24 protein-coding genes and 1 pseudogene are annotated in these 22,840 nt (G+C 69.2%); 15 read left to right on the top strand and 10 right to left on the bottom strand.

The window, feature by feature from the left end:
• Nucleotides 1-3 precede the first annotated feature (3 nt).
• Nucleotides 4-573, bottom strand: coding sequence for a LuxR C-terminal-related transcriptional regulator (locus DMC61_RS10480; protein WP_125689408.1), 570 nt, complete (start codon nucleotides 571-573; stop codon nucleotides 4-6).
• Nucleotides 574-975: 402 nt separating this feature from the next.
• Between DMC61_RS10480 and DMC61_RS10475 the strand changes: the two genes are divergently transcribed.
• The 6 genes from DMC61_RS10475 (at nucleotide 976) to DMC61_RS10450 (ending at nucleotide 7,277) form a co-directional block, all read left to right on the top strand.
• Nucleotides 976-1,491: a toxin-antitoxin system HicB family antitoxin gene (locus tag DMC61_RS10475; RefSeq protein ID WP_233594753.1), complete on the top strand. Its 516-nt coding sequence runs from the start codon at nucleotides 976-978 to the stop codon at nucleotides 1,489-1,491.
• 51 nt (nucleotides 1,492-1,542) lie between these two features.
• Nucleotides 1,543-2,388 (top strand): DUF4097 family beta strand repeat-containing protein, encoded by an 846-nt coding sequence (locus DMC61_RS10470; RefSeq protein ID WP_125688801.1) that lies wholly within the window; start codon nucleotides 1,543-1,545, stop codon nucleotides 2,386-2,388.
• An 11-nt stretch (nucleotides 2,389-2,399) separates the two neighbouring features.
• On the top strand, nucleotides 2,400-3,350 hold the full coding sequence (locus DMC61_RS10465) for an ATP-binding cassette domain-containing protein (protein ID WP_125688799.1): 951 nt from the start codon (nucleotides 2,400-2,402) through the stop codon (nucleotides 3,348-3,350).
• On the top strand, nucleotides 3,347-4,135 hold the full coding sequence (locus tag DMC61_RS10460) for an ABC transporter permease (RefSeq protein ID WP_125688797.1): 789 nt from the start codon (nucleotides 3,347-3,349) through the stop codon (nucleotides 4,133-4,135). Before DMC61_RS10465 ends, DMC61_RS10460 begins: the two co-directional genes overlap by 4 nt.
• Before the next feature lie 240 nt (nucleotides 4,136-4,375).
• On the top strand, nucleotides 4,376-5,629 hold the full coding sequence (locus tag DMC61_RS10455) for an HNH endonuclease signature motif containing protein (protein ID WP_125688795.1): 1,254 nt from the start codon (nucleotides 4,376-4,378) through the stop codon (nucleotides 5,627-5,629).
• Nucleotides 5,630-5,819: 190 nt separating this feature from the next.
• A complete protein-coding gene (locus tag DMC61_RS10450; RefSeq protein WP_233594752.1) occupies nucleotides 5,820-7,277 on the top strand; it encodes an alpha/beta hydrolase in 1,458 nt (485 codons plus the stop codon).
• A gap of 7 nt (nucleotides 7,278-7,284) precedes the next feature.
• Here the strand turns inward: DMC61_RS10450 and DMC61_RS10445 are convergent, their stop codons facing one another.
• From DMC61_RS10445 to DMC61_RS10435, 3 genes are read right to left on the bottom strand one after another with little or no spacing between them, the layout of a single operon-like run.
• Nucleotides 7,285-8,718, bottom strand: a complete 1,434-nt coding sequence (locus tag DMC61_RS10445; RefSeq protein ID WP_125688793.1) for an alpha/beta hydrolase — start codon at nucleotides 8,716-8,718, stop codon at nucleotides 7,285-7,287.
• A complete protein-coding gene (locus DMC61_RS10440; protein ID WP_125688791.1) occupies nucleotides 8,715-9,434 on the bottom strand; it encodes an ABC transporter permease in 720 nt (239 codons plus the stop codon). Before DMC61_RS10440 ends, DMC61_RS10445 begins: the two co-directional genes overlap by 4 nt.
• Before the next feature lie 14 nt (nucleotides 9,435-9,448).
• The gene (locus DMC61_RS10435) at nucleotides 9,449-10,324 is read right to left on the bottom strand and encodes an ABC transporter ATP-binding protein (RefSeq protein ID WP_125688789.1); all 876 of its coding nucleotides are present in this window, start codon (nucleotides 10,322-10,324) and stop codon (nucleotides 9,449-9,451) included.
• Between the two features lie 118 nt (nucleotides 10,325-10,442).
• Here DMC61_RS10435 and DMC61_RS10430 point away from each other — a divergent pair, with 118 nt between their 5' ends.
• Nucleotides 10,443-11,546 (top strand): sensor histidine kinase, encoded by a 1,104-nt coding sequence (locus tag DMC61_RS10430; protein WP_125689405.1) that lies wholly within the window; start codon nucleotides 10,443-10,445, stop codon nucleotides 11,544-11,546.
• Nucleotides 11,543-12,145, top strand: coding sequence for a response regulator transcription factor (locus DMC61_RS10425; protein WP_125688787.1), 603 nt, complete (start codon nucleotides 11,543-11,545; stop codon nucleotides 12,143-12,145). Before DMC61_RS10430 ends, DMC61_RS10425 begins: the two co-directional genes overlap by 4 nt.
• On the opposite strand, the gene DMC61_RS10420 is transcribed toward DMC61_RS10425, so the two are convergent.
• Nucleotides 12,142-12,711, bottom strand: a complete 570-nt coding sequence (locus DMC61_RS10420) for a helix-turn-helix domain-containing protein (RefSeq protein WP_125688785.1) — start codon at nucleotides 12,709-12,711, stop codon at nucleotides 12,142-12,144. The genes DMC61_RS10425 and DMC61_RS10420 overlap by 4 nt on opposite strands.
• Before the next feature lie 68 nt (nucleotides 12,712-12,779).
• Between DMC61_RS10420 and DMC61_RS10415 the strand changes: the two genes are divergently transcribed.
• The 4 genes and pseudogenes from DMC61_RS10415 (at nucleotide 12,780) to DMC61_RS10400 (ending at nucleotide 15,305) form a co-directional block, all read left to right on the top strand.
• A complete protein-coding gene (locus DMC61_RS10415) occupies nucleotides 12,780-13,373 on the top strand; it encodes a bifunctional 2-polyprenyl-6-hydroxyphenol methylase/3-demethylubiquinol 3-O-methyltransferase UbiG (protein WP_125688783.1) in 594 nt (197 codons plus the stop codon).
• Nucleotides 13,370-13,834, top strand: a complete 465-nt coding sequence (locus DMC61_RS10410; protein WP_125688781.1) for a DinB family protein — start codon at nucleotides 13,370-13,372, stop codon at nucleotides 13,832-13,834. Before DMC61_RS10415 ends, DMC61_RS10410 begins: the two co-directional genes overlap by 4 nt.
• A gap of 13 nt (nucleotides 13,835-13,847) precedes the next feature.
• A pseudogene (locus DMC61_RS10405) lies at nucleotides 13,848-14,788 on the top strand (alpha/beta fold hydrolase).
• Between the two features lie 37 nt (nucleotides 14,789-14,825).
• On the top strand, nucleotides 14,826-15,305 hold the full coding sequence (locus DMC61_RS10400) for a DinB family protein (protein WP_125688779.1): 480 nt from the start codon (nucleotides 14,826-14,828) through the stop codon (nucleotides 15,303-15,305).
• 51 nt (nucleotides 15,306-15,356) lie between these two features.
• Here DMC61_RS10400 and DMC61_RS10395 read toward each other — a convergent pair whose 3' ends face one another.
• The 3 genes from DMC61_RS10395 to DMC61_RS10385 form a co-directional block, all read right to left on the bottom strand.
• A complete protein-coding gene (locus DMC61_RS10395; protein ID WP_125688777.1) occupies nucleotides 15,357-16,514 on the bottom strand; it encodes a S1 family peptidase in 1,158 nt (385 codons plus the stop codon).
• A gap of 188 nt (nucleotides 16,515-16,702) precedes the next feature.
• Entirely contained in the window at nucleotides 16,703-17,437 is a 735-nt protein-coding gene (locus DMC61_RS10390) for a TioE family transcriptional regulator (RefSeq protein ID WP_125688775.1), read from the bottom strand.
• Nucleotides 17,438-17,455: 18 nt separating this feature from the next.
• On the bottom strand, nucleotides 17,456-17,905 hold the full coding sequence (locus tag DMC61_RS10385; RefSeq protein WP_125688773.1) for a DUF6194 family protein: 450 nt from the start codon (nucleotides 17,903-17,905) through the stop codon (nucleotides 17,456-17,458).
• Nucleotides 17,906-17,985: 80 nt separating this feature from the next.
• Between DMC61_RS10385 and DMC61_RS10380 the strand changes: the two genes are divergently transcribed.
• Nucleotides 17,986-18,702: a MerR family transcriptional regulator gene (locus tag DMC61_RS10380; protein ID WP_125688771.1), complete on the top strand. Its 717-nt coding sequence runs from the start codon at nucleotides 17,986-17,988 to the stop codon at nucleotides 18,700-18,702.
• On the opposite strand, the gene DMC61_RS10375 is transcribed toward DMC61_RS10380, so the two are convergent.
• Nucleotides 18,668-19,129 carry a peroxiredoxin gene (locus DMC61_RS10375; protein ID WP_125688769.1) on the bottom strand — a complete coding sequence of 154 codons (462 nt, stop codon included), beginning with the start codon at nucleotides 19,127-19,129 and terminating at the stop codon, nucleotides 18,668-18,670. The two genes, DMC61_RS10380 and DMC61_RS10375, sit on opposite strands and share 35 nt — an antisense overlap.
• Before the next feature lie 77 nt (nucleotides 19,130-19,206).
• Between DMC61_RS10375 and DMC61_RS10370 the strand changes: the two genes are divergently transcribed.
• Nucleotides 19,207-20,010, top strand: coding sequence for a trans-aconitate 2-methyltransferase (locus DMC61_RS10370; RefSeq protein ID WP_125688767.1), 804 nt, complete (start codon nucleotides 19,207-19,209; stop codon nucleotides 20,008-20,010).
• A gap of 60 nt (nucleotides 20,011-20,070) precedes the next feature.
• Nucleotides 20,071-21,633: an adenylate/guanylate cyclase domain-containing protein gene (locus tag DMC61_RS10365; RefSeq protein WP_125688765.1), complete on the top strand. Its 1,563-nt coding sequence runs from the start codon at nucleotides 20,071-20,073 to the stop codon at nucleotides 21,631-21,633.
• A gap of 4 nt (nucleotides 21,634-21,637) precedes the next feature.
• On the opposite strand, the gene DMC61_RS10360 is transcribed toward DMC61_RS10365, so the two are convergent.
• Nucleotides 21,638-22,825: a cytochrome P450 gene (locus tag DMC61_RS10360; RefSeq protein ID WP_125688763.1), complete on the bottom strand. Its 1,188-nt coding sequence runs from the start codon at nucleotides 22,823-22,825 to the stop codon at nucleotides 21,638-21,640.
• Between the last annotated feature and the right edge of the window lie 15 nt (nucleotides 22,826-22,840).

The raw sequence follows: 22,840 nt of genomic DNA, 5'->3' as shown, positions 1-22,840 counted from the left end.
CTTTCAGATGACCCCTTCCCGGATCGCGTAGGCCACCGCGTGCGATCGGTTCCGCAGCCTCAGCCGGTCGGTGACCGCGTAGATGACGTTCTTCACCGTTCGTTCCGAATAGGCGAGTTCGGCCGCGATCTCCTGGGTGTCGAACCCGTCGGCCATCAGGCGGAGGACGTCGATCTCCCGCGAGGAGAGCGCGGCGCCCGCCGGACCGTTCGGCGCGAGCATCTCCCGGTGGAGCCGCTCGGCGTGGTCGGCCAGCCTGCCGAGGAGATCCCGCGGTGGATCCACGGCGCGCGACGCGGCGGCACGGACGCTGTCGGCCACCCGGGAGTCGGTCATCGCCGACCTTGGCAGGATCGCGACCACCTTGCACATCACCGCCGCCGTGAGGCCGCCCTCCTCGATCCGGTCGGTCACCAGCACGATCGGCTTGCCGAGTTCGGCGGCGACGGCACGCAACGCGGTCACCGCGTCGGCCGAAAGCCGGTCGAAAGCGGCGACGACGACATCGGTTTCGGCCCGTGCCCGGCCGTCGGCCACCACCACGGACGCGCGTGTCCCGAGGAGATCGACCAGGCCGGCCTTCGTGATGGGGTCCAGGGCGCAGACACTCACCCGAACTGCTCGCATGTGTCCGTCTTCCGTCCACTGTGGATCTTCGATTTGTCAAGGGCCGCAAGGACAAAAAGCGTTGCCCGCATACGCGAGCGGACCTCTTGTACGGTGGGAACCGGGTAGCGGCCCGCCTCGGGTGACCCCCACACTCGACGGCGGGCCGCTTCCTTTCCGCGCGGCTCGTGGCGATTCTCGCCCGCCGTGAACAACCCCGGCAACGCGTTCCGCCGTGTCCTGCTTTCCCCGCCAGCCGAGACTGGACGAAGGGGCAAAACCGGCCTTGACCTGCGTTGACGCCACTTTGGCGCCACTTGGTGCCAACTTGGCCTTGCGCTGGCGCCACCATGGTGCCATGATGGCATCATGGATTTGACGCCCTTTGTGGACAACGTTCGCCGGGAACTCGCCGTCGCCGCCGAGGCGGGGGGAGCCGAGGCGAGCGCGCTCGCCGAACGCCTGACCGCGCCGCTCGCGTCGGCCATTCGTCTCGCGCTGCTGGACGCGTTGTCCGCCGCGTCGGACGAGATCACCCGTGACCTCGCGCCGGGTTCGGTCGAGGTCCGGCTGCGTGCCGGGGAAGCCAGCTTCGCCGTCACGCTTCCCGCGGTCGACCAGGCCGCCCCCGCGGCGCCCGCCCCGCCTGCCGCACCGGAGCCGCCGGTGCCAGACGAGGAAGGTGCCACGGCCCGGATCAACTTCCGGCTCCCGGAAAACCTCAAGACCCGCGTGGAGGAAGCCGCGGCCGCGCAAGGCCGTTCGGTCAACGCTTGGCTCGTGCGAGCCGCGTCCGCGGCGTTGCATCCGGCGGAGCGGGCCACGCCGCCCGCGCCGACGGGCGGCCACCGCGGCGTCCAGCGCTACACCGGCTGGGTCAGCTAGATCTCCTAGACCAGCACAAACACCGAACACACCACCTCTGAGGGGACAACCATGCCTTCTTTCGCCACCCCGGAACCCATTCTCGCGGACCTCGATCCGGTCGTCGGCAACGTCCGGATCATCGCCGGAGACCGCACCGACACGGTCGTCGAGGTCGCCCCGCTCGACAAGGACAACGACTCCGACGTCGACGCCGCGAAGCGCACCGTCGTCGAATTCTCCGGCGGCACCTTGACCGTCCGCGCGCCGAAGATGCGGCTGCTCGACTTCTCCAGGCGGACGAGGTCGATCGACGTGACCATCGAATTGCCCGCCGGCTCCCGGGTGCAGGGGAGCACCGGGCTCGGCGACCTGACCGCGACCGGGCGGATCGGCGCCTGCCGCTACAAATCCGGCACCGGGCACATCCGGCTGGACCGGGCCGGTGAGCTGAAACTGCACACCGCGTCCGGGAACATCGTCGTCGAGCACGCCGACGGCAACGCCGACATCATCACGAGCTCCGGCCGCGTGCACGTCGGCGCGATCGAGGGCACCGCGGTGGTCAAGAACTCCAACGGGCCCACCACCATCGGGGCCGCCACCGGCTCGATCCGCCTCCGCTCGGCCAACGGCGACATCACCGTCGACAAGGCCGAAAGCGGCGTCGAAGCCAAGACCGCCAACGGTTCCGTCCGCGTGCTCGACGCGGCCAGGGGCACGCTCACGCTCGAAACGTCGCTGGGGGACGTCGAGATCGGCATCCGCGAGGGCAGCGCCGCCTGGCTCGACGTGAACACCGGCTTCGGCCGCGTCGTCAACGACATGACCGCCGCCACCGCGCCCGGCGAAACGACCGACAAGGTCGAAGTCCACGCCGGTACCTCCGTCGGCGACATCCTCGTCCACCGTTCCTGAAGGGAATCCTCATGCGAAACCCGGCCATTTCCGCGACCGGACTGCGCAAGTCCTACGGCGACAAGGTCGTCCTGGACGGTATCGACCTGCATGTCCCGGCGGGCACGGTCTTCTCGTTGCTCGGCCCCAACGGCGCGGGCAAGACCACCACGGTCAACATCCTGTCCACTTTGGTCACTCCGGACGCCGGCGGCGCGACCATCGCCGGAGCCGATCTGGCCACCGACCCGGACGGTGTCCGTGCCTCGATCGGGCTCACCGGGCAGTTCTCCGCGGTGGACAATCTGCTCACCGGTGAGGAGAACCTGTTCCTGATGGCGGATCTGCACCATCTGCCGCGCCGCGAGGGCCGCAGGCGCGCCGCCGAACTCCTGGAACGCTTCGAGCTGACCGACGCCGCGAAGAAGACGCCGTCCACCTTCTCGGGCGGTATGCGCCGCAAACTCGACCTGGCGATGACCCTGATCGGCGACCCCAAGGTCATCTTCCTCGACGAACCGACCACCGGCCTCGACCCGCGCAGCCGCCGCACGATGTGGCAGATCATCCGCGACCTCGTCGACGGCGGTGTGACGATCTTCCTCACCACGCAGTACCTGGAGGAGGCGGATCAGCTCGCCGACCGGGTCGCCGTACTCGACGGCGGCCGGATCGTCGCACTCGGCACGCCCGACGAACTGAAGCGGCGCGTGCCCGGCGGGCACATGCAACTGAAGTTCCCCGACGCGGTCTCGTTGCGTGACGCGACCCGTGTGCTTCGAGTGTCCACTTCGGACGACGAAGCTCTGGCGCTCCGCGTGCCGACCGACGGCACCGTCGCCGCCCTGCGCGCCGTCCTGGACCGGCTCGACGACGAGGCCGTCGCCGTCGACAGCCTGACCGTGCACACGCCGGACCTCGACGACGTGTTCCTCAGCCTCACCGGTCACCGGACCGAAGCGACCAAGGAGATGGCCCGATGAGCACCCTTTCCCTTTCGGTGCGCGACTCGACGACCATGCTGCGCCGCAACATCCGGCATATGCAACGGTATCCGTCGCTCACCATCATGCTGATCGGCCAGCCGATCGTGTTCCTGCTGCTGTTCGTCTACGTTTTCGGCGGCACGCTAGGGAACGGTCTCGGCGGCGGAGGCGGCAGAGCCGAGTACGTCGGCTACGTCACGCCCGCCATCCTGCTCGTCACCGTGTGCAGCGCCGCTCTCGGCACCGCGATCTCGGTGGCGACGGACATGACCGAGGGCATCATCGCGCGGTTCCGCACGATGGCGATCAGCAAGGCCTCGGTGCTGACCGGGCACGTCGTCGGCGCGCTCATCCAAACGGCGTTCGCGCTCGCCGTGGTCTTCGGGGTCACGCTGCTCATCGGCTTCTCCCCGACGGCGGGCGTCGGCGAATGGTTCGCCGTCGTCGGCGTGCTGTTGCTGCTGACCATCGCGCTCACCTGGCTTTCGGTGGCGCTGGGCCTGGCGGCCAAGAGCGTGGAAACGGCGAGCAACACGCCCATGATCTTCATGTTGCTGCCGTTCCTCGGCAGCGGCTTCGTGCCCACGGATTCGATGCCCGCTTGGCTGCGCTGGTTCGCCGACTACCAGCCGTTCACTCCGGTCATCGAGACCATTCGCGGCCTGCTGCTCGGGACTCCGATCGGCAGTAGCGGCTGGCTCGCGATCGGCTGGTGCGTTCTGCTCTCGGTGGTCGGGTATGTGTGGTCGAAGTCCTTGTTCGCCAAGGAACGCGACCGCTGATCTTGGGGTGATACTGGGGGTCGCCCCGGGCCGGGTTTTCCTCGGTCCGGGGCGCTTGGTCTTTAGGGTCGCATTTAGTCGGCTAATTGCGGAGGGGCTTCGCGTTTAGTCGACTAAATGTGAGTCGCTAAGGGTGATTCGGCGTTGGCGACTGTTTCACCCTTCGGTGTTGTTCGTGCAGTTTGGCTTGTTGCTTAAAATTACGAACACGTGTTCGACGAATTGCGGTATTATGGAGTCGTGTCCGAGACCTTCCTCCCCGAACTGCCGCAGGAGCTGTGGCGCGCTGGCAAGCTGGAGCTTGCGCATGGCGTGCAGCAGTTCTTGCAGGTGATTCGCATGGCCACTGCTGGGTTGGGGCAGTTTCTGGCGGAGATCGAGAATCGGGGCATCAAAGACTTATACGGGCATGGAAGTACGGCGAGCTGGTTCGCGGAGATGGCCGGGCTGTCGCGCGGCGAAGCGGGCGCGGTGGTGAAACGGGCGATCGCCCTGAACCCCACCCGCGCTCTGGACGGCACCGAAGTTCCGCCTGTCGCGCCCGCCACTGCCGCGGTCGCCGCCCAGGGACTGGTCAGTGACGAGCGGATCGATCAGATCCTGGAGATCCTGAAAAACCTCCCCGCCGACACGTCTGCTGAGGATCGGGCGAGCGCGGAGAAGATCCTGGCCGAGCTGGCCCCGAACGCCGGACCCCGGCAACTCTCCAAGGCCGAGACGAAACTGATGGGCTGGCTCAACCCCGACGGCAACGAGCCGAAGGACCCCGAGCCCAAAGAACCACGCCGGGAAATCACACTGGAACGCCGCAAAGACGGCTTCTGGAAACTCACCGGCCTCCTCGACGACGAGACCGGCGCCCGCACCGCCGCCGCTTTGGAGGCACATGCGCAGCCCCGCCCCGTCGATGAGTTCGGCCAGGCGGATCTACGGATGAAGTGCGAACGCATGGGAGACGCCTGGGCCGAGCTCCTGGACATGGCCATCGCCTGCCCCGACCAGCCGGGAACCAGCGGCTACCGGACCTTGGTGCACGTCACCATCGGACTCGAGGAACTCAAATCCGGCCTCGGCACCGCCTGCCTCGACTTCGTCGGCACGATGACCGCCCGCGAAGCCCGACTCGCCGCCTGCGACTGCCTCATGCTGCCGGTCGTCATGGGCACCTCAGGTGAACCCCTCGATATGGGTCGCCTGAGACGGTTCGTCACACCCGGCCAACGCCGAGCACTGAACATCCGTGACGGTGGCTGCGCGTTCCCGGGATGTCATCGGAAGCCCAAGAACTGCCACGCTCATCATATTGAGCACTGGGCAGAGGGCGGACCGACAGATCTCCGGAATCTCGTGCTGCTCTGTGGTTTTCATCATCGGTTGATTCATCACGGTGATTGGGCAGTACGGATGGCCGCCGATGGGTTACCGGAGTTCATCCCACCCCAGTACACGGATCCGCTCCGACAACCCCGGCGCAACACCCTGCATCACGTCTGAACACCGAGGAGCCCGCCAGCCACCCAGGCGACGGGCCCCTCGGCATGCCCGGTGACCGTAACGTCAGGACCTGCCGCAAGAAAAAAGCCCCCCAGCGGGCTAGCCACCTCCAACCGCAGACGGACGCCCCCGCACAACCCGGCTCCCTAACCTGCACTCAGAAGTTTCCTTCGACACAAGGGAGTTCGCGTTGCCAAGGAGAACAGCCGTCCTGGTGGCACTGCTCGTCACCGCCGCGTTGACACCGGCGACCGCCGCCGCGGCCCCGTCGATCACCTGGCACGGTTGCGCGAGCGGCCCCGGTGACAGTGTGGGCGTCGAGCTGGACAAGGCGGGCGCGCAGTGCACCGACGTCGCGGTGCCGGTCGACTACCGCCGTCCGCACGGGCGCCGGATCACCCTCGCGCTGGCGCGGATGAAGGCCACCGATCCCGCGCGCCGCCGCGGCGTGGTGTTGCTCAACCCCGGAGGGCCGGGTGGTCCGGCGAGGGAACTGGCCCTGGCGGGCACGCTGATGCCGGAGATCGCCGCGCGGTACGACCTCGTCGGCATGGATCCGCGGTTCGTCGGACGCAGTTCGCCGCTGCGGTGCGACTGGAAAACCGACACGTTCACCCGCTCGGCCGGGCCCGACCTGAAGACGTTCGGTGAGAGCGTGGCCCTCGCGAAAGAGCTGGCGCGCGGTTGTGCGGGCAACGACCCCGCGTTGTTGAGGGCAGCATCGACCCGCAACACCGCACGGGACATGGACCTGGTCCGCGAGGCACTCGGCGAGCGGAAGATCTCCTACATCGGCGCCTCCTACGGGACGTACCTCGGCGCGGTGTACCTCCAGATGTTCGGCTCGCGGGCCGACCGGTTCGTGCTCGACTCGGCGGTGGATCCCGAGGCGTACGGGCCCGGCCTGCTCCGCCCGACCGCGCCGTCGCTCGACGCCGCGCTGCGGAACTGGGCACGGACCGCCCAGGGGCTGGGAGAGACAGCCGACCAGGTCCTGGCGACCGTGCGGGACATCGCGCGCTCGGCCGAGCGGAGGCCGTTGGCGGTCGGGAAGTACACAGTGGACGGTCACACGGTGCCGTATCTGTTCTTCGCGCACCTCTATGACGACAGGCCCGCTTCGCAGGCTGAGTTCACCGCCACCGTGCGGACTCTCCGTGCCGCCGCGGCCGGTCTGCCCGCCACTCCGTCGCCCGCGTTGAGCACGCTTCTCGACGGCCTGACGACGGGGTCCGGTTCCGCGACCGACCGGGCCGGGACACCGGTCGTCTGCGCCGATCGCGCGGCCGACCGCGATCCGATGACCTACTACCGGGACATCCAGGAGCATCGCGCCGCCGAGCCCCTCTTCGGCCCGCTGGCCCGCAACATCACCCCGTGCGCGTTCTGGCCCGTGGCTCCCGCCGAACCCGCCACCCGGATCCACAACACCGCGCCGGCGCTGCTCCTCGGCTCGACCGGCGACCCGGCGACGCCCTACGCGGGACAGCTCGCCATGCGCAGAGCGCTCGCCGGATCGAGCCTGGTGACGGTGGAAGGCGCCTACCGCCATTCCGTCTTCTTGAAGGGTGACGCGTGTGTCGACGCGGCGGTGCGGGACTACCTGCTGAGCGGACGGCTCCCCGCCGACCGGATCTGCCGCCCGTGACACCGGATCAGCAGGCGAAATCGTGCCGCGTCCCGCGCACCAGGAACTCCGTCGCGAGGTCGTTCGCACATTTGTTGTCCTTGAACAGGTACGCCAGATGACCGCCTTGGTCGACGGTGACCATCCTGGCGCGCTCGCCGAACGCCTCACGCAGCTTCCGTGCCCCCGCCAGCGGTGTCGCCGGGTCGCGGAGGTTCTGCACGATCAGCACGTTCGACGGGCCACGATCGGTGATTTTCACCGGCGGCTCGATCGGCTCGGACGGCCAGAAAGCGCACGGCGTGACGTTCGCGGCGGCCGCGCCGAACAGCGGGTGCCGGAACCGGTCGATCGCGACGTTGCGCCGATAAGTGCCGACGTCCTCCGGCCAGTCGGAGTCGTTGCAGATCACGTGCAGCTGGCTCGCGATGTAGTTGTCCGACGGATAGCCCGCGACGGCCGAAGTCGGCACGGGTTTCCCGGTGTCGAGCGCGCGCCACGTCTCGGCCAGATGCGGCAGGCTCTTGTCGTAGTAGAGATCGGCGAACGTGACGTGACGGAACACCTGGCCGTTGTAGCCGTCCGGGCTCGGTGTCCTGTCCAGCCGCGCGGCCAGCTCGAAGTACTTCGCCCTCACCTGTGCCGGGGTCCTGCCCAAGCCGTACTCGGGCTTCGAAGCGGCGAACTTGGCGAAATCCGGGAAGCGGTCTTCGACGCCTCGCCCGAACAGCCGCGAGAAGGACGCGTCCCAGCCGCCGGGGCCGGTCGCGCTGTCGATCAGGAACCGGTCACTGCGCTCGGGGAACAGCGACGTGTACACCGAGCCGAGGTAGGTGCCGTACGAGATGCCGAAGTAGTTCACCTTCCGCTCGCCGAGCGCCTCGCGCACGCGGTCCATGTCGCGGGCGGTGTTGGCGGTGGTCATGTACGGAAGGAGCGGCGCGGTGGCGGAGGAACCGCATTTCGCGGCGACGGCGGCGACCCGCTGGGCCTCGGTCGTGACGTCGGCCGAGTCCCGGGCGTACCTCGGGATGTTGGTCGGATGCTCGGCGGGGGACAGTCCGCAGGTCACCGGAGTGCTGTTGTGGACACCTCGCGGGTCCATCCCGATGACGTCGTAACCGTCCAGCACCTCCTGCGGGATGTTCAGCTTCTTGAGGGTGGCGGGATAAGCGAGCCCTTCGCCGCCGGGGCCACCCGTATTGGTCAGCAACACACCGCGGCGCTTATCCGGCCGCGTGCTCGCCAGGCGCGAGATCGCGATCTCGATGGTCTTCCCGTCCGGATTCCGGTAGTCCAGCGGGACCTGGACGGTGCCGCATTCCAGACCGAGGCCGGCCGCCTCTTCGGGGCACGGTCCCCATTTCGGCGGCGGTGCCGCCGACGCGAGCGCCGGGGTCGCCGTGGTCACCAGAGCGGCGACGAGAACGAGACCGAGTTTCGCTCCACTTCGGACGGTCATCGGCGCGGCTCCCACCGGAAGAGCCGCGTCGCGAGGACCACGGCGACGACGACCCAAGCGAGGGTCGGGGCGAGCAGGAGCAGCGAATCGGTGAGAGCCACACCGCCGTTCCAGGCGTTGACGGCGAGTTCGGTGGCCGAGCCGCCGGGCAGCAGCCGCTTGAGCAGCGTCAACTCGTCGGTGCCGGAGATGCCGACCCAGCTGGCCACGGCGATCACGCCGAGGCTGACCGGCAGGGTGGTCACCTGCGCGTGTTCGGGGGAGTTGGTCAGACCCGCGGTGGCCAGGCCGAGGCCGATCATCATGGCGACGCTGGCCAGCACCGCCGCCACCAGCAGGCCGACGTTGGCGGGCGTGTCCGTGACCGCGCCCAGCACGGTCATGATCACGGCCACCTGGACGAGGGAGATGACGGTGACCGGCAGCACCAGCCCGGCCAGGATGGACGCGTCACCGGCCGCGGTGGAGCGCAGTCGCTTCAAGAACAGGTTCTGCCGTCGCGAGGCCAGCGTGGTCACCGCGCTGGTGTAGAGACCGAACGCGCAGACGGTGAACATCACGATCGCCGCGATGTAGCCGAGACTGCCGATCTCGGCGAAGACCTCGTGCTGGTAGACGAAGAACGCGGAGATCGCGAGGGGCATCACGAAACTGGTGATCAGGACCGACCGGTTCCGGAAGATCTGGATCAATTCGCTGCGGGCTATCGAGAGCATGACAACTCAGTCCTTCAGTCGTTTTCGATGGCGCGGAAGACGTCGTCGAGCCGGGTCGGTCCGGCTTCGAGGTCAGGTAGCTCGATCGCGTGATCCTGGGCCCACCGGAGCAGGGTGTGCAGGTCCTTCTGCAGCCCGAAGGTCTCGATGACGAACTTCCCGTCGTGCTCGCGCTTGCCCTGCACCGGCAGCGCCGGGGCCGACGGCGGAAGCGAGAACCGGATCACCGACGGCAGCGTCCGCGTCAGTTCGGCGACCGTGCCCTCCCGGTGGAACGTCCCCCGGTGCATCAGGCCGATGCGGTCGGCGCGCTGCTGTGCCTCTTCCAGGTAGTGCGTGGTGAGCACGATCGTCGAGCCGTCCTCACGCAGGTTGTCGACCGCGTCCCAGAGCGCGTCCCGCGACTGGATGTCCAGGCCGGTGGTGGGCTCGTCCAGGAACACCAGCCGCGGCGAGCCGTACACCGCGGTCGCGAAATCGAGCCGCCGCTTCTCGCCACCGGAAAGCTGCGACACCTTCGTGTCCGCTTTGCGGGTCAGGTCCACGATGCCGAGCACGCGTTCGAGCCGGTCCGTGCGCCGGGTCAGGGCCCCGATCAGGCGAATCGATTCCTTCACCGTCAGATCCGGTGAGAAACCGCTCTCCTGCAACATGACCCCCATCTCGGGGCGGACGGCGGCGCGGTCCCGCGGGCTCTTCCCGAGCACCCGGACGGTGCCCGACGTCGGATCCCGGTGTCCTTCCAGGGTTTCCAAGGTCGAGGTCTTCCCGGCCCCGTTCGTGCCCAGCAGGGCGTAGAACTCGCCTTGCCGGACCTGGAAGGACAGATCCTTCACGGCGTGGAAGTCGCCGTATTTCACGTTCAGACGGTCAACGTCGATCGCTGTCATATCTCGATCCCAGCCGCCAGGACGCGTCCCGGCCAGTGCGGCCACGTCACGAGGAAACCATGACGTGGTGTCACTGTCGTCCCGTCGCCGGAGCGCCGATACTGGACTCATGTCTGATGTGGACACCGAGCCGGCGAAGGGGCAGCTGCGCAAGCTGAACCTCACGATGTTCGTCCCGCTGCTCGTCGTCGGCGGGGTGATCGTGGTCGCCTCGGACTCGCGGACCTGGTGGCACGCGGTGGTCCTGAGCGTGGGGGTGCTGGCGGCCTTGGTCGCCTTCGTGCGCTGGGCTGCGGGCGAGGTCCTGCGTGTCGCGATCCCGTGCCTGGTGATCACGGCGGCCGTGTGGCCGTTTTCGGTGCTGCTCGTCGGCGGCAGTTCGGCGTTCTTCGGTGTCTTCCTCGTCGGCTCGCTGGTCGTCCCGCAATTGCCACGGCATCGGATCGCGGCGGCAGTCGCGCTCGTCGTCTACATCGCCGCGGTGGGCGCGTCGAGACTGCTGGTCTCGCATGAGGATGTGTCCGGTGAGCTGGTCACTTTCGTGTTCGTGCCCGCCGCGATCACCGCCGTCGTGCTCGGGCTGATGTTCCCCAACAAGCGGTTCTACGACGTCGTCAAGGAACTCGAGGAGTCGCGCGAGCGGGAAGCGGAGCTGGCGGTGATCAGGGAACGCGTCCGGTTCGCGAGCGATCTGCACGACATCCAGGGCCACACGCTGCACGTGGTGAAGCTCAAGACCGCGCTGGCCAGGAAGCTGGTGGACATCGACGCCGAGCGGGCCAAACAGGAGCTGGGGGAGATCCACGCGCTCGTGGCCGACACGATCACCCAGACGAAGGAACTCGCCTACGCCCAGCGCCGGCTCAACCTCTCCGCCGAACTGGAGAACGCGAGGAACCTCTTCGAGGCAGCGGGGATCCGCGTGCGCGTCGACCGGGAGGCGGACGTCGATCCGGCGGCGGGCAGGCTGCTCGGCCAGGTCCTGCGCGAGACCACGACCAACATCCTGCGCCACGCGCAGGCGACCCGCGTGCGGATCACCCTGTCGGAATGGAGCATCAGTATCGTCAACGACGGCGCCCAGCGAACGCCGCTGCCCGAACTCCGCGGGCTGGCCGCGCTCGGACAACGCGTCGTCGCCGACGGCGGTGAACTGACGGTGGAACAGGAAGACGGCCGGTTCGTGACTGCGGCGTCCTTCCCGGCCCTGGAGGAACGATGACCACGGTGGTGCTCGCCGACGACGAAGCCCTGCTGCGCAAGGCGATGGCCGCGTTGCTCCCGCTCGAAGGCGAGATCACCGTCCTGGCCGAGGCGGAGAACGGCGAAGAAGCCGTCGAGGCCACCTTGCGGCACGAGCCCGACGTCCTCGTCATCGACCTCGAAATGCCCGGCGTGGACGGGCTCGGGGCGGTCGCGGAGATCCGGCGCACCCGGCCGGACCAGGTCATCCTCATGCTGACCCGGCACGCGAAACCGGGTGTGCTACGCAAGGCCCTCAAGCTCGGCGTCCAGGGCTTCGTCAGCAAGGCCGCCGACCCGTCGCACATCACGTTCGTCATCGACACGCTGCACCAGGGCAAACGCTGGATCGATCCGGACGTCTCCGCGCTCGCCGTCGTCGACGACTGTCCGCTCACCGAGCGGGAGCTGGAGGTGTTGCGGGTGACCGGCGAGGGCTATTCGGTCGCCGAGATCGCCGGACGGCTCCACCTCGCGCAGGGCACCGTGCGCAACTATCTCTCGAACGCCATGCAGAAGACCCAGACGCAGACCCGGCACGAGGCCGCCAGGTACGCCCGCGAACACGACTGGCTTTAACGCGCCCGCACGTGCGCGCGTTCGCCTTGCGGCCCGAACAGGACGAGGGTTTCGACGGCGTGCCCGTCGGCCGAGCCGAGCCAATGCGGCAGCGCGGTGTCGAATTCGGCGGCCTCGCCGGGCGGGAGGATCAGGTCACGGTCGCCGACCACCAGCCGCAACCGTCCATTGAGGACATAAACCCATTCGTAGCCGCCGTGGGTCTGCGGCGTGGGCTCCGCCGGCGTGTCCCGGCCCGGGATGAGCATCTTGAACGCCTGCACCCCGCCCGCGCGCCGGGTGAGCGGCAGGAACGTCATACCGTGGCGGTGGATCGGCTGGAGATGGATCCTCGGATCACCGGTCCGGGGAGCGCCGACGAGATCGTCGAGCGGTACGCCGTGTACCCGGGCGAGCGGGAGCAGCAGTTCGAGCGTCGGCCGCCGCCCGCCGCTTTCCAGCCGTGACAAGGTGCTTTCGGAGATCCCGGTCGCCGCCGACAGCTCGGCGAGGGTCAGGCCGCGGTGTTTGCGCAGCGCGCGCAGCCGGGGGCCGACCGCGTCGAGCACCTCGTCCGTCTCGTCCATGCCCTCGATCTTGCCAGGTCGGCAAGTTTTCGTGCCAAACCGGCGGCCGGGCGGCGAAGGTGGCGATCATGAGCGCTACGAAATTCTGGGACGAACTCCACGAACGGCGGGCCGCCGGGACGCCGGAGGTGAACGCGAGACTGGCCGAGATCGCGGGCCCGCTGACTTCGGGCACCGCGCTCGACCTCGGCTGCGGGGCCGGGGGAGACGCGCTGTGGCTTGCCGCCCGAGGCTGGCGGGTGACCGCGGTCGACATCTCCGGCGCGGCCGTGCGCTCGCTCCAAGCACGCGGCGAGCCGATCACGGCGCTCCGCGTCGACCTCGCCGAAGACTTCCCCGAGGGCACCTTCGACCTGGTGTCCGCGCAGTACTTCCACACGCCCTTCGAACTGGACCGGGCGCGGGTGCTGCGCACCGCCGCGGGCTCGGTGAATCCCGGCGGGCGGCTGGTCGTCGTCGACCACGGTTCCGCCGCGCCGTGGTCCTGGGATCAGGACGCCGAATTCGCCACCCCCGGCGAGGTGGCGGCCGGACTGGACCTCGACCCGGCGGTCTGGTCGATCGAGCGCGCGGAGGCGGCCGAACGCCTGGCCACCGGTCCGGCGGGCCGGACCGCGACGGTCGTCGACCACATCCTGATCCTCCGGCGGGCCGGGCGATGAGCCGGAAACGCGACACCGGACCGCCGTCGACCGGCCCCGGGGAAAAAGACGTGCTCACCGGGTTCCTCGACTATCTCCGCGCCGCCGTGATGGCCAAGGCCGAAGGCGTGCCGGAGGATCGCGCCCGCATGCCCGGGGTGCCGTCCGGCACGAACCTGCTGGGCCTGGTCAACCACCTGACCCAGGTGGAACGGCATTGGCTACTCGGCCACCGCGTCGCCGATTGGAAGGCGACGTTCCACCCGGGCCCTGACGACACGACGGCGTCGATTCTGGCCGCCTACCGGGAAACCGTCGCCGAGGTGAACGACGAGATCGCCTCCTGGGACGACCTCGCCGTGCCGGGACCCCGCCGGGCATCCCGGCGCTGGACCCTGACCCACCTGATCGAGGAGACCGCGCGGCACGCGGGACATGCCGACATTCTGCGCGAACTGATCGATGGCGCCACCGGGCGCTGAAACGGAGATCCCCATGTTCCACCGAGCCGCCGCGTTCGTCGCGGCCCTCGTCCTGCTGACGGCCTGCGGTTCACCCCCGGCCGTCGCCGCGCCGCCCCCTGGATTCCGGCACGAGTTCGCCGACGTCGACGGGGTGAAGATGCATTACGTCACCGGCGGCAAGGGCGCCCCGCTCGTGCTGCTGCACGGCTGGCCGCAGACCTGGTACGGCTGGCACCGGGTCATGCCCGCGCTGGCCGAACACTTCACGGTGTACGCCCTCGACCTGCCCGGTCTCGGCGACAGCGACGGCTCGCCGCCCAGCTACGACAAGGCGACCCTCGCGCGTTACGTGCACGGCCTCGTCGCCGGACGGCTGGGCCTGCGCGACGCGCGGATCGCCGGTCACGACCTTGGCGCCGCCGTCGCCTTCCAGTACGCCGCGCAATTCCCCGGCGATCTCACCAAACTCGCCTATCTCGATCTGCCGCTGCCGGGGCCCGCGCTCGACGCGACGGCCTACCGGAACCTGAGCTGGCACATCGCGTTCCACTCGCAGAAGACGGTTCCCGAAGCCGTCGTGGGCGACGACGTGCGCGAGTACCTGTCCCTGTTCTATCCCCAGGTCGCCTACGCGGGGACGGCCTTCGGCGGCCCCGGCGCGCCGTCGCCGTTCGACGACGCCGAGATCGACGAGTACGCCCGCACCTACACCAGGCCGGAGGTCCTGCACGGCGGCTTCGAGCTCTACCGGACGCTCGGACAGGACGCGCGACCGCGAACGCCGGCGCGAAACCCATCACCACCCCGACTTTGCTGATGACCGCCGAGGGGCTGCTCGAACCGCAGAAGGCCACTTTGGCGCCCCGCGTCGCGAACCTGGCCCGCGCGGTCGAGGTGCCGAAGGCGGGACATTGGCTCGCCGAGGAGAATCCGGCGTTCGTGAGCGCCGAGCTGATCGGTTTCCTGAAGTAGTTTGCCCGAGATCGAGAACCTTTGCGATGCTTCGCGCATGTCCACCCTCGAGGTCCTCAACCATCCGTTCCGCGAGCAGTTCGAGGTCTTCCTCGACGAGCACCGCCGTGTTCTCGACGAGTCCTTGGAAGGGTTGACCGAGGAGCAGGCCCGCCGCTCGCTCGTCCCGTCCCGCACGACCCTGCTCGGCCTGGTGAAGCACGCGACCTTCGTGGAAAAGGTGTGGTTCGTCGAAGGCATCACGTGCCGCCCGCGGACCGAGCTCGGCCTCCCCGAGACGCCCGACGAATCGTTCATCCTCACCGAGGAGGACACGATCGCCTCCGTGCGGCAGGCGTACCGCGAAGCCTGCGAGGTGTCCCGCAAGGCGGCGGCCGCCCTCGATCTGGACGACCTGCTCCACGGGAACCGGCGCGGCCCGCTCCCGCTGCGCTGGGTGTACCTGCACATGCTGCGTGAGCTCGCTCAGCACGGCGGCCACGCGGACATCCTGCGGGAGCAGATCCTGAGTTCCTAGCGAACGACGATGCCGGGGAGCGGTGGCTCCCCGGCATCGTCGTTTCGTTCGTCAGGAACGGGTCAGCGTGACGCCGTACTTGTTCGCCGCGTCCACGACGGGCTGGTAGTACGAGTACGAACCGGTGGCGTTGGCACCCTGGTTCCAGCCGCAGTCGTGGCCGTCGGCGGGGCCGCCGGAGGTCATGCCCTGCGCGGTGTTGCCCGCGATGTAGGCGCCGCCGCTGTCACCGCCCTCGGTGCAGACGGTCGACTTCGCGAGCCCGGTGGTGGCGACGCTTTCGCCGCTGTAGCGCACGGTCTGGTTGTACGCGGTGATCTTGCCGCAGGTCCAGCCGGTGGTGTTGCCCGCCTTGCACAGCGTGGTGCCGACCGGCGCCTTCGAGCTGCCGGTGATCCGCACCGTGGTGCCCATGCGGGTGTCCACGTAGCCGCGGCCGGTGTCCTCGGCGTCGATGTCCATCAGGCCCATGTCGGCCGACGGGAACTGGGTGGCCACGCCGCGGCCGATGTGGACGCCGCTGCGGTTCAGGATGTCCGGGTTGCCTTCGACGCAGTGTCCGGCGGTGAGCATCACGTTGTTGCCGCTGCTGGTGGTGCCGGGGAAGCCGAGCGAGCAGTTGGTGCCGGGAACGAGGTCCATGATCTGGCCGGGGATGACGTCGGCCTGCGTGGTGTTCCCGTTGGCGACACCGGTCTGGACCGCGACACCCGGGATGGCGGTGAGCCGGCGGACGAGGGCGCTGTCGGCACCCGGCTGCACGGTGACGACGACCTGGTCGGCCGCGAGTTCCGGACCCCAGGACTGGACCTGGGTGACGTCCTTGCCGATCACCGTGCCGACCTTGGCGGACAGGGCGTTCAGCGCGTTCTCGCCGCGGGCGCCGGTACGCGGGGTCAGCCCGGCCGAACGAAGCTCCTTCGCGGAACCGGCGTCGGCGTTCACCACGAGGGCGCCCGCGTTGTCGAAGTACGCGCCGTCGGTGTGGAGGCCACGATTTCTGACGCTGTCCAGCGACGCGATCAGGTTCTTCTCTTGGTCCAGCTTCTGGGCGGCCTGAAGCGGGCTGACCTTGAGCTGGGCGGCGAGCGTCTCGAGCATCGTCTGGTCGTAGGCGGTGACCGGCGCGGCGGTCGCCGGGACGGCGAGCGCGCCGATTCCGGCGCAGACGCTGAACAGGGTGAGCATGACGGGTCCGCGAATTCGCATGCGAATTTCCTTCGATAAGGAGGGAACGACGAACCGCCGGAATATGTTCGGAAAGCGCAGGGGACCGGGCGGTTCATCTCGACGTGACGCACAGTACGAGCGCCCGCACGGCATGTCGTAGCGCCGAAAGTAGGATCCGTGATCACGGACCTACTTTCGTATGCGGAAAACGCGAATTGCCTGCGTATTCAATTGCGCGGGAGTGTCATTGTCCCAAAAGTGTCAGCGAGGTAGGCGTCCAGCGCGGCGGCACCGGAGAGCAGGGCGCGTCCTCTCGCCGCGAGCCGGGCGTGCCAGTCGCGCAGCGTCGACTCGAGCGGAACGACGCCGCCCGCCGAGCGGACCTGGTCGAGCACCGGCGCGATCCGCTCCAGGAGGTAGCCGCCCCGCCTGAGCTGATGGGTCAGCTTCGCGTCGCGTACGTCGGCCGCGTTGTAGACGCGGTAACCCGTCCTCGGATCGCGTTCGGGGCGGAGAAGGCCCGCGCGCTCCCACTCGCGCAGGGTGGCGGGCCGGACGCCGAGTTTCCGGGACAGCGGGCCGATGAACAGGTCGCCCCGCTCCTGCGGCACGGGTTCGAGATCGCGGAGCGCGGCCGTGACGGCCTGGAGGGTGCGGCGGTCGTCGAGCAGTTGCGCGTGGCTTTCGTCGACGAGCCGGAGCGCCTCCTCGACCTGGTTCTGATTGACGGCCCGCATGATCGAGGCCGCCGTCGCGTGGCCGTGCCCCGGCACGAGGGCGAGGAACGCGCGCAGGGCTTGCGCGTGCACTGACGTGTACGTGCGATAGCCCTGCGGGCCGCGTTCGGCGGTGGGGAGGATGCCGTCCGCCTCGTAATTGCGGACCGCCTGAGCGGACAGGCCGTGCTCGCGCGCGAGGTCGACCGGCCTGAGCCGCTCACGGGTTCGAAGGTTCCGGCCCACCGCCCCACGATATTCGGTCTACCGGTCGCGCGAGGACTCCGCCCGCCGCTCGTAACGGGCGCGAGCCAGCCGATAAGCCGTCTCGAGCAGCTCGCGGGTGGCCGTTTCGGTGTTCGACGCCGGGTTCACGACCGCCAGCCAGCCCGCGTTCCCGTACACGGGGTGGGCGATCAGGGTGTCGGTGTCGTCGGGGTTCTGGCCGAGACCGCGGGCGAACTCTTTCTTGCCGGCGTGGATGTTCACGCGGAACGTGTCCGGGCGGTCCAGCCGCGAGGTCTCGTCGCCGGGGTAGTTCTTGGTCACGATGGTCGCGAAGGGCTGGACGTTGGTCGGGACGACGCCGTCGGGGGAGTAGTAGAAGAACGCGTCGCCCCAGCTGAGCTCCGGCCAGTCGTCACCCGGCCCCGGGGTGAGGGTCAGGACGCCGTCGAGGCCCGAGACGAGGCCGATGATCTCTTCGATGGTCATGTGCTCAAGCGTGGCATTAAAGTGCTTATGGAGGGTTCGAGCGCGTTTTCGACGGAGCGAAGGTGTCAAGTCTCAAATCGATGCGTACGGCGGAGGTCGCCCGCCTGGCGGGGTACTCCGTCCAGCAGGTGCGCAACCTCGAACGCGACGGCGTGCTCCCGGCGGCGTCGAGGACGGCTTCGGGCTACCGGAGCTACGGCGAGATCCACCTCCGGTCCGCGCTGGCCTACCGCGCGCTCGCCGCCGCGGTGGGGCCGGTCGAGGCCAAGAAGATCGTCCGCGCCGTGCACCGGGCTCCGTTCCCCGAGGTCCTCGCGCGCCTCGACGCGGCCCACGCCGGGCTCGACGCCGAACGCGCGGATCTCCGGGACGCCAGGGAAGCCGTCCGGGTGATCTCCGGGGAACCGATCGAAGACGTGCGAGGCTCGGACTCGATGAGCGTCTCCGAAATCGCGTCGGCGCTCGGCGTGCGCCCGTCGACCCTGCGGCACTGGGATACGGAACGGCTCGTCGTGCCCGGCCGCGACCAACGGGGAACGCGGCGCTACACGCCGTCCCAGGTGCGGGACGCGCGGATCGTGCATCAGCTGCGGCTGGCCGGCTACCGCGTCGCGCCCCTGCGCGCGCTGATGCCGGAACTGCGGCGATCCCGGCGGCTGGAGGATGTCGCTTCCGCCCTTTCCGCCAGGGACGCCGGGATCACGGCCCGCTCGCGGGCGCTTTTCGACGGCACGGCCGCGCTTTCCCGGCTCGTGACCGGAGTCAGGCGCGGGGAGTCCGCTCCCGCAGGGTCGTGAGCGCCTTGTCAGCGTGGACGTCGAATTTCAGCTCGCTCTTGATCACCGCGAGGATCCGGCGATCGGTGTCGATCACGAAGGTGCGCCGCTTGGCGTGCAGCGGGCTGAACCGGCGCCAGACACCGAAGAGTCTGGCCACTTCTCCCTCCACATCGGACAGGAGGGGGTAGTCGAAGCCGTGCAAGGTGGAGAATTCCCGCTGCTTGGTGATCCCGTCCGGGCTGATCCCGACGCGGTGGGCGCCGACCTCGCGGAACTCCCCGGCCAGATCGCGGAAGTGGCAGCTCTCGGCGGTGCAGCCCCCGGTCATCGCGGCGGGGTAGAAGAACAGCACGACCGGGCCGGTGGCCAGGAACTCCGACAGCGTGCGGTCCCGGCCGGTGTCGTCGGGCAGGGTGAAGTCCGGGACGAGGTCTCCTTGATCCATATCCGGTATTCGGAGCCGCGGGCGCGCCGGATCGGTCTCGGCGCGAGCTCGATCCGTGAAATGGATATCGTCGCGGCATGTCTTCTCGCAAAGTGGGAACCCAGCGCGCCTTCGACGCGGCCGCCGCCGATTTCGCCGCGCTCGGGCGGTACCTGTGGGAGCCGATCGGTGCGGCCACGGTGGCCGCCGCCGGGCTCGCCGAGGGAGACCGTGTCCTCGACGCCTGCTGCGGCACCGGGGCTTCGGCGATTCCGGCGGCGCACGCGGTCGGTGCCGAGGGGGTGGTGGACGCCATCGACCTCTCCGGTCCGATGATCGGCGAGTTGCGCCGTCTTTCGGCCGGCTTGCCGCAGTTGCGCGCGCACGAAGCCGACGCGACGGCGTGGGACACCGACGGCTACGACGTCGTGCAGTCCGCCCTCGGCATCTTCTTCTTCCCCGACATGACGGACGGGACCGAGCGGCTGATCGCCAGGGCCCGCTCCGGCGGCCGGGCCGTGTTCACGATCTGGCGCGGCGGGTCCATGGTGGCCGCGGGCCGTCATCTCGGCCGCGCGGTCGCGGCGGTGACCGAATCCGGGCCGCCGTCGGAGCGCGACCCGAGCCTGATCGATCGCATCGATCAGGCCGGCCCTTATGCCGATTGGCTTTCCGAGCGGAATCTGTCCGATGTGGACGTCGTGGTCAACGAACTGCGGCTGACCATGACGCCGGAGATCGCCTGGCTGGTCGTCATCGGCTCCGGGTTCCGGGGACTACTCGACGGCCTGGAGCCCGACGTCGTCAAGCGGGTGCGCGAGCGCTATCTCGAGTCCTTGCGCGCCGAAGGGGTGACCGAACTCGACGCCACCACGCTGATCGGCTCCGGCACCGTCCGCTGACGGCCACGGCCCTTTCGGTGTACAGTCGTTCACTCAACCGGGGTGAACGGCGGGACACGGGTGCGATCAGACAACGACTCCTCTGTTCGGGGCCGCGGGCAGGGGCCGTTCGGCTCCTGGCTGCTCGGCCCGCTCGACCAGGACCCGGCCGTGTTGCGCCGTCGCGTCCAGGGGCTGCTCACCGGGACGCTGATCGCGACCAACGTCATCGGTGCGCTGGTCGTGGTCGGGCTGGCGGCCCTGCTCATGCCCGCTCCCGGTATGTCCGGTGATCTCATCCGGGTGACCGCGATCGCGGTACCGGTCTACGTGGTCTCCGCCGTGGTGGTGGGTGCGCTGTGGGGCACCCGCGGCGCGCTGCGGACGTTGCGGTGGGCGGCCGAGGGCCGGACGCCGACCGACGAAGAGCGTGTGTCGAGCCTCCGGGTGCCGTTGCGCCTGACGCTGGTCCAGGCGGTGTTGTGGGGAATCGCGACCGTGGTGTTCGGCGTGCTGGCCGCGCTGGTGCAGCCGCGGGTCGTGCTCACCGAACTGCTCGTCGTCGCGTTCGCGGGGGTGGTCGTCTGCGCGATCGCCTACCTGGCGGGGGAACTCATCCTGCGGCCGTACGCGGCGCTGGCGTTGTCCGGCACCTTGCCGTCGCGGCCGCTCAGCGGCGGCGTGAACCTGCGGATGCTGCTGTTCTGGTGCCTCGGCACAGGGGTGCCGGTGGCGGGACTGGTGGTCACGGCGGTGCTGGCGTGGGCGCGCGGCGACGTGTCGACGACGAAGCTCGCCATCTCGGTGATCGCCCTCGGGCTGGTGGTGCTGGTCTTCGGGCTGCTGGTGACGGTGTTCACCGCGCGCGCCGTGGTGAACCCGATCCGGTCGGTGCAGCACGCGCTGGGCCGGGTCCGTGCCGGTGACTTCACCGTGGAGATCCCGGTCTACGACGGCACCGAACTCGGTCTGCTGCAAGCGGGTTTCAACGGGATGGCCGCCGGTCTCGCCGAACGCGAACGTTTGCGGGACCTGTTCGGCAGGCATGTCGGCGAGGACGTCGCGAGCGAGGCGATGCGCACCTCGGCCGAACTCGGTGGCACGGTGCGGACGGTGTCGGTGCTGTTCGTCGACCTCATCGGCTCGACCGCGCTGGCCGCGAGCCGTCCGCCCGAGGAGGTCGTCGGCCTGCTGAACCGGTTCTTCGCGGTGGTGGTCGACGAGGTCGACCGCAACCACGGGCTGGTCAACAAGTTCGTCGGCGATGCCGCGCTCGCCATCTTCGGCGCGCCGGTGCGGCTGGAGGACCACGCGACCCTCGCGCTTTCCGCCGGCCGGGCGATCGCGCGCAGGCTGGCCGCGGAGGTGCCGGAATGCCCGGCCGGGATCGGCGTGGCGACGGGTGAGGTGGTCGCCGGGAACGTCGGCGACCCGCGGCGGTTCGAGTACACGGTGATCGGCGATCCGGTGAACGAAGCGGCCCGGCTCACCGAGCTGGCGAAGAACGTCGAAGCCCGGCTGCTCGCTTCGTGGACGGCGATCGAGTCGGCCGCGGAAGCCGAGGCCGCGCAGTGGAAGGCGACGGAGGACGTCACCTTGCGGGGCCGGTCCCGGCCCACCACGCTCGCTACACCCCGGTCCTGACCCGTCAGGCGAATCCGAGCCGCAGGCTTTCGAGGCCGCGCAGCGTCACCTGCTTCACCCAGACCGGATCGGCGGTCCGGCCGAAGGCGCGGCCGGCGCCGAGTAGCGCCTCGAACAGGATCCGGCCCTCCATCCGCGCGAGCGGGGCGCCGAGACAGAAGTGGATGCCCTGTCCCAGCGCGAGATGCCTCGGCGAGGGGCGATCCACGTCGAAGCGGTCCGGGTTCCCGTGCGTGCGCGGGTCGCGGTTGGCCGCTCCCAGCAGGACGACCGCCTGGGCGCCTTCGCCGACGGACTCGTCACCGATCATCGTGTCTCGCAGGGCGAGCCGGGTCGTCAGCTGGACGGGGGAGTCGTACCGGAGCATCTCCTCGACCGCGTTCGGGATCTTCGAGCGGTCCTCGGTCAGTTTCCGGTGCTGCTCCGGATGGTTCAGCAGCGCGAGGATCCCGTTGCCGATCAGGTTGGTCGTCGTCTCGTGCCCGGCGACCAGCAGGAGCATCGCGGTGATCACCAGTTCGCCTTCGCTGAGCCTGTCGCCCTCGTCGGAGACCGACACCAGATCGGAGAACAGGTCGCCGGTCGGCCGCTTCCGTCGTTCCTTCGCCAGCTCACGGAAGTAGGCGACGAACTCGCGCCGGGCCGCGACGGCCGCCGCGACGGTCTCTTTCGCGATCAGGAAGGACGGGTCGAGTGCGCGTCCCATGGCGTGCGACCACCCCTCGAAACGCTCGCGGTCGGCGAGGGGCACGCCGAGCATCTCGCTGATGACGACGACCGGCAGCGGCTTCGCGACCTCGGTCATCAGGTCGAATTCGCCCATTTCGAGCGCTTTCGCCACGAGTTCCTTCGCCAGTTCTTCGATCCTCGGGGCGAGCTGCTCGATCATCCTCGGCGTGAACGCCTTGGAGACCAGCCGCCGCAGCCGCGTGTGATCGGGCGGGTCGAGCGCGAGGAACGACCGGACCACCCGGCCCTGCTCGTCCACCGGCTCGTTCTCGTGCGGATCGGGCAGAACCTCCGGCTCCCCATGGCCGAACGCGGGGTTCTTGAGCAGGGCGGCCGCCTCTTCGAACCCGCTGACCACGAAGAACCCGCCGGCGGCCGCGAAGACCGGCCCGCGGTCGAAGACCTGACGGTAGAACGGGTACGGATCGGTCCTGGTCTCCGGCGTCAGCAGGTTCTCGAGCATGAGCCGATCCTATGC

Source organism: Amycolatopsis sp. WAC 04169 (assembly GCF_003947535.1).
Classification (GTDB): Bacteria; Actinomycetota; Actinomycetes; order Mycobacteriales; family Pseudonocardiaceae; genus Amycolatopsis; species Amycolatopsis keratiniphila.
This window is presented reverse-complemented; position numbering and strand designations above follow the sequence as displayed.

What these genes read in the sequence shown, in the direction of transcription:
- DMC61_RS10415 (WP_125688783.1), top strand. Translation starts at nt 12,780, where the DNA reads ATGAGCGCTACGAAATTCTGGGACGAACTCCACGAACGGCGGGCCGCC.
- DMC61_RS10440 (WP_125688791.1), bottom strand. Translation starts at nt 9,434, where the DNA reads ATGCTCTCGATAGCCCGCAGCGAATTGATCCAGATCTTCCGGAACCGG.
- DMC61_RS10385 (WP_125688773.1), bottom strand. Translation starts at nt 17,905, where the DNA reads ATGACCATCGAAGAGATCATCGGCCTCGTCTCGGGCCTCGACGGCGTC.
- DMC61_RS10435 (WP_125688789.1), bottom strand. Translation starts at nt 10,324, where the DNA reads ATGACAGCGATCGACGTTGACCGTCTGAACGTGAAATACGGCGACTTC.
- DMC61_RS10410 (WP_125688781.1), top strand. Translation starts at nt 13,370, where the DNA reads ATGAGCCGGAAACGCGACACCGGACCGCCGTCGACCGGCCCCGGGGAA.
- DMC61_RS10380 (WP_125688771.1), top strand. Translation starts at nt 17,986, where the DNA reads ATGCGTACGGCGGAGGTCGCCCGCCTGGCGGGGTACTCCGTCCAGCAG.
- DMC61_RS10370 (WP_125688767.1), top strand. Translation starts at nt 19,207, where the DNA reads ATGTCTTCTCGCAAAGTGGGAACCCAGCGCGCCTTCGACGCGGCCGCC.
- DMC61_RS10470 (WP_125688801.1), top strand. Translation starts at nt 1,543, where the DNA reads ATGCCTTCTTTCGCCACCCCGGAACCCATTCTCGCGGACCTCGATCCG.
- DMC61_RS10395 (WP_125688777.1), bottom strand. Translation starts at nt 16,514, where the DNA reads ATGCGAATTCGCGGACCCGTCATGCTCACCCTGTTCAGCGTCTGCGCC.
- DMC61_RS10400 (WP_125688779.1), top strand. Translation starts at nt 14,826, where the DNA reads ATGTCCACCCTCGAGGTCCTCAACCATCCGTTCCGCGAGCAGTTCGAG.
- DMC61_RS10420 (WP_125688785.1), bottom strand. Translation starts at nt 12,711, where the DNA reads ATGGACGAGACGGACGAGGTGCTCGACGCGGTCGGCCCCCGGCTGCGC.
- DMC61_RS10460 (WP_125688797.1), top strand. Translation starts at nt 3,347, where the DNA reads ATGAGCACCCTTTCCCTTTCGGTGCGCGACTCGACGACCATGCTGCGC.
- DMC61_RS10465 (WP_125688799.1), top strand. Translation starts at nt 2,400, where the DNA reads ATGCGAAACCCGGCCATTTCCGCGACCGGACTGCGCAAGTCCTACGGC.
- DMC61_RS10375 (WP_125688769.1), bottom strand. Translation starts at nt 19,129, where the DNA reads ATGGATCAAGGAGACCTCGTCCCGGACTTCACCCTGCCCGACGACACC.
- DMC61_RS10425 (WP_125688787.1), top strand. Translation starts at nt 11,543, where the DNA reads ATGACCACGGTGGTGCTCGCCGACGACGAAGCCCTGCTGCGCAAGGCG.
- DMC61_RS10445 (WP_125688793.1), bottom strand. Translation starts at nt 8,718, where the DNA reads ATGACCGTCCGAAGTGGAGCGAAACTCGGTCTCGTTCTCGTCGCCGCT.
- DMC61_RS10360 (WP_125688763.1), bottom strand. Translation starts at nt 22,825, where the DNA reads ATGCTCGAGAACCTGCTGACGCCGGAGACCAGGACCGATCCGTACCCG.
- DMC61_RS10475 (WP_233594753.1), top strand. Translation starts at nt 976, where the DNA reads ATGGATTTGACGCCCTTTGTGGACAACGTTCGCCGGGAACTCGCCGTC.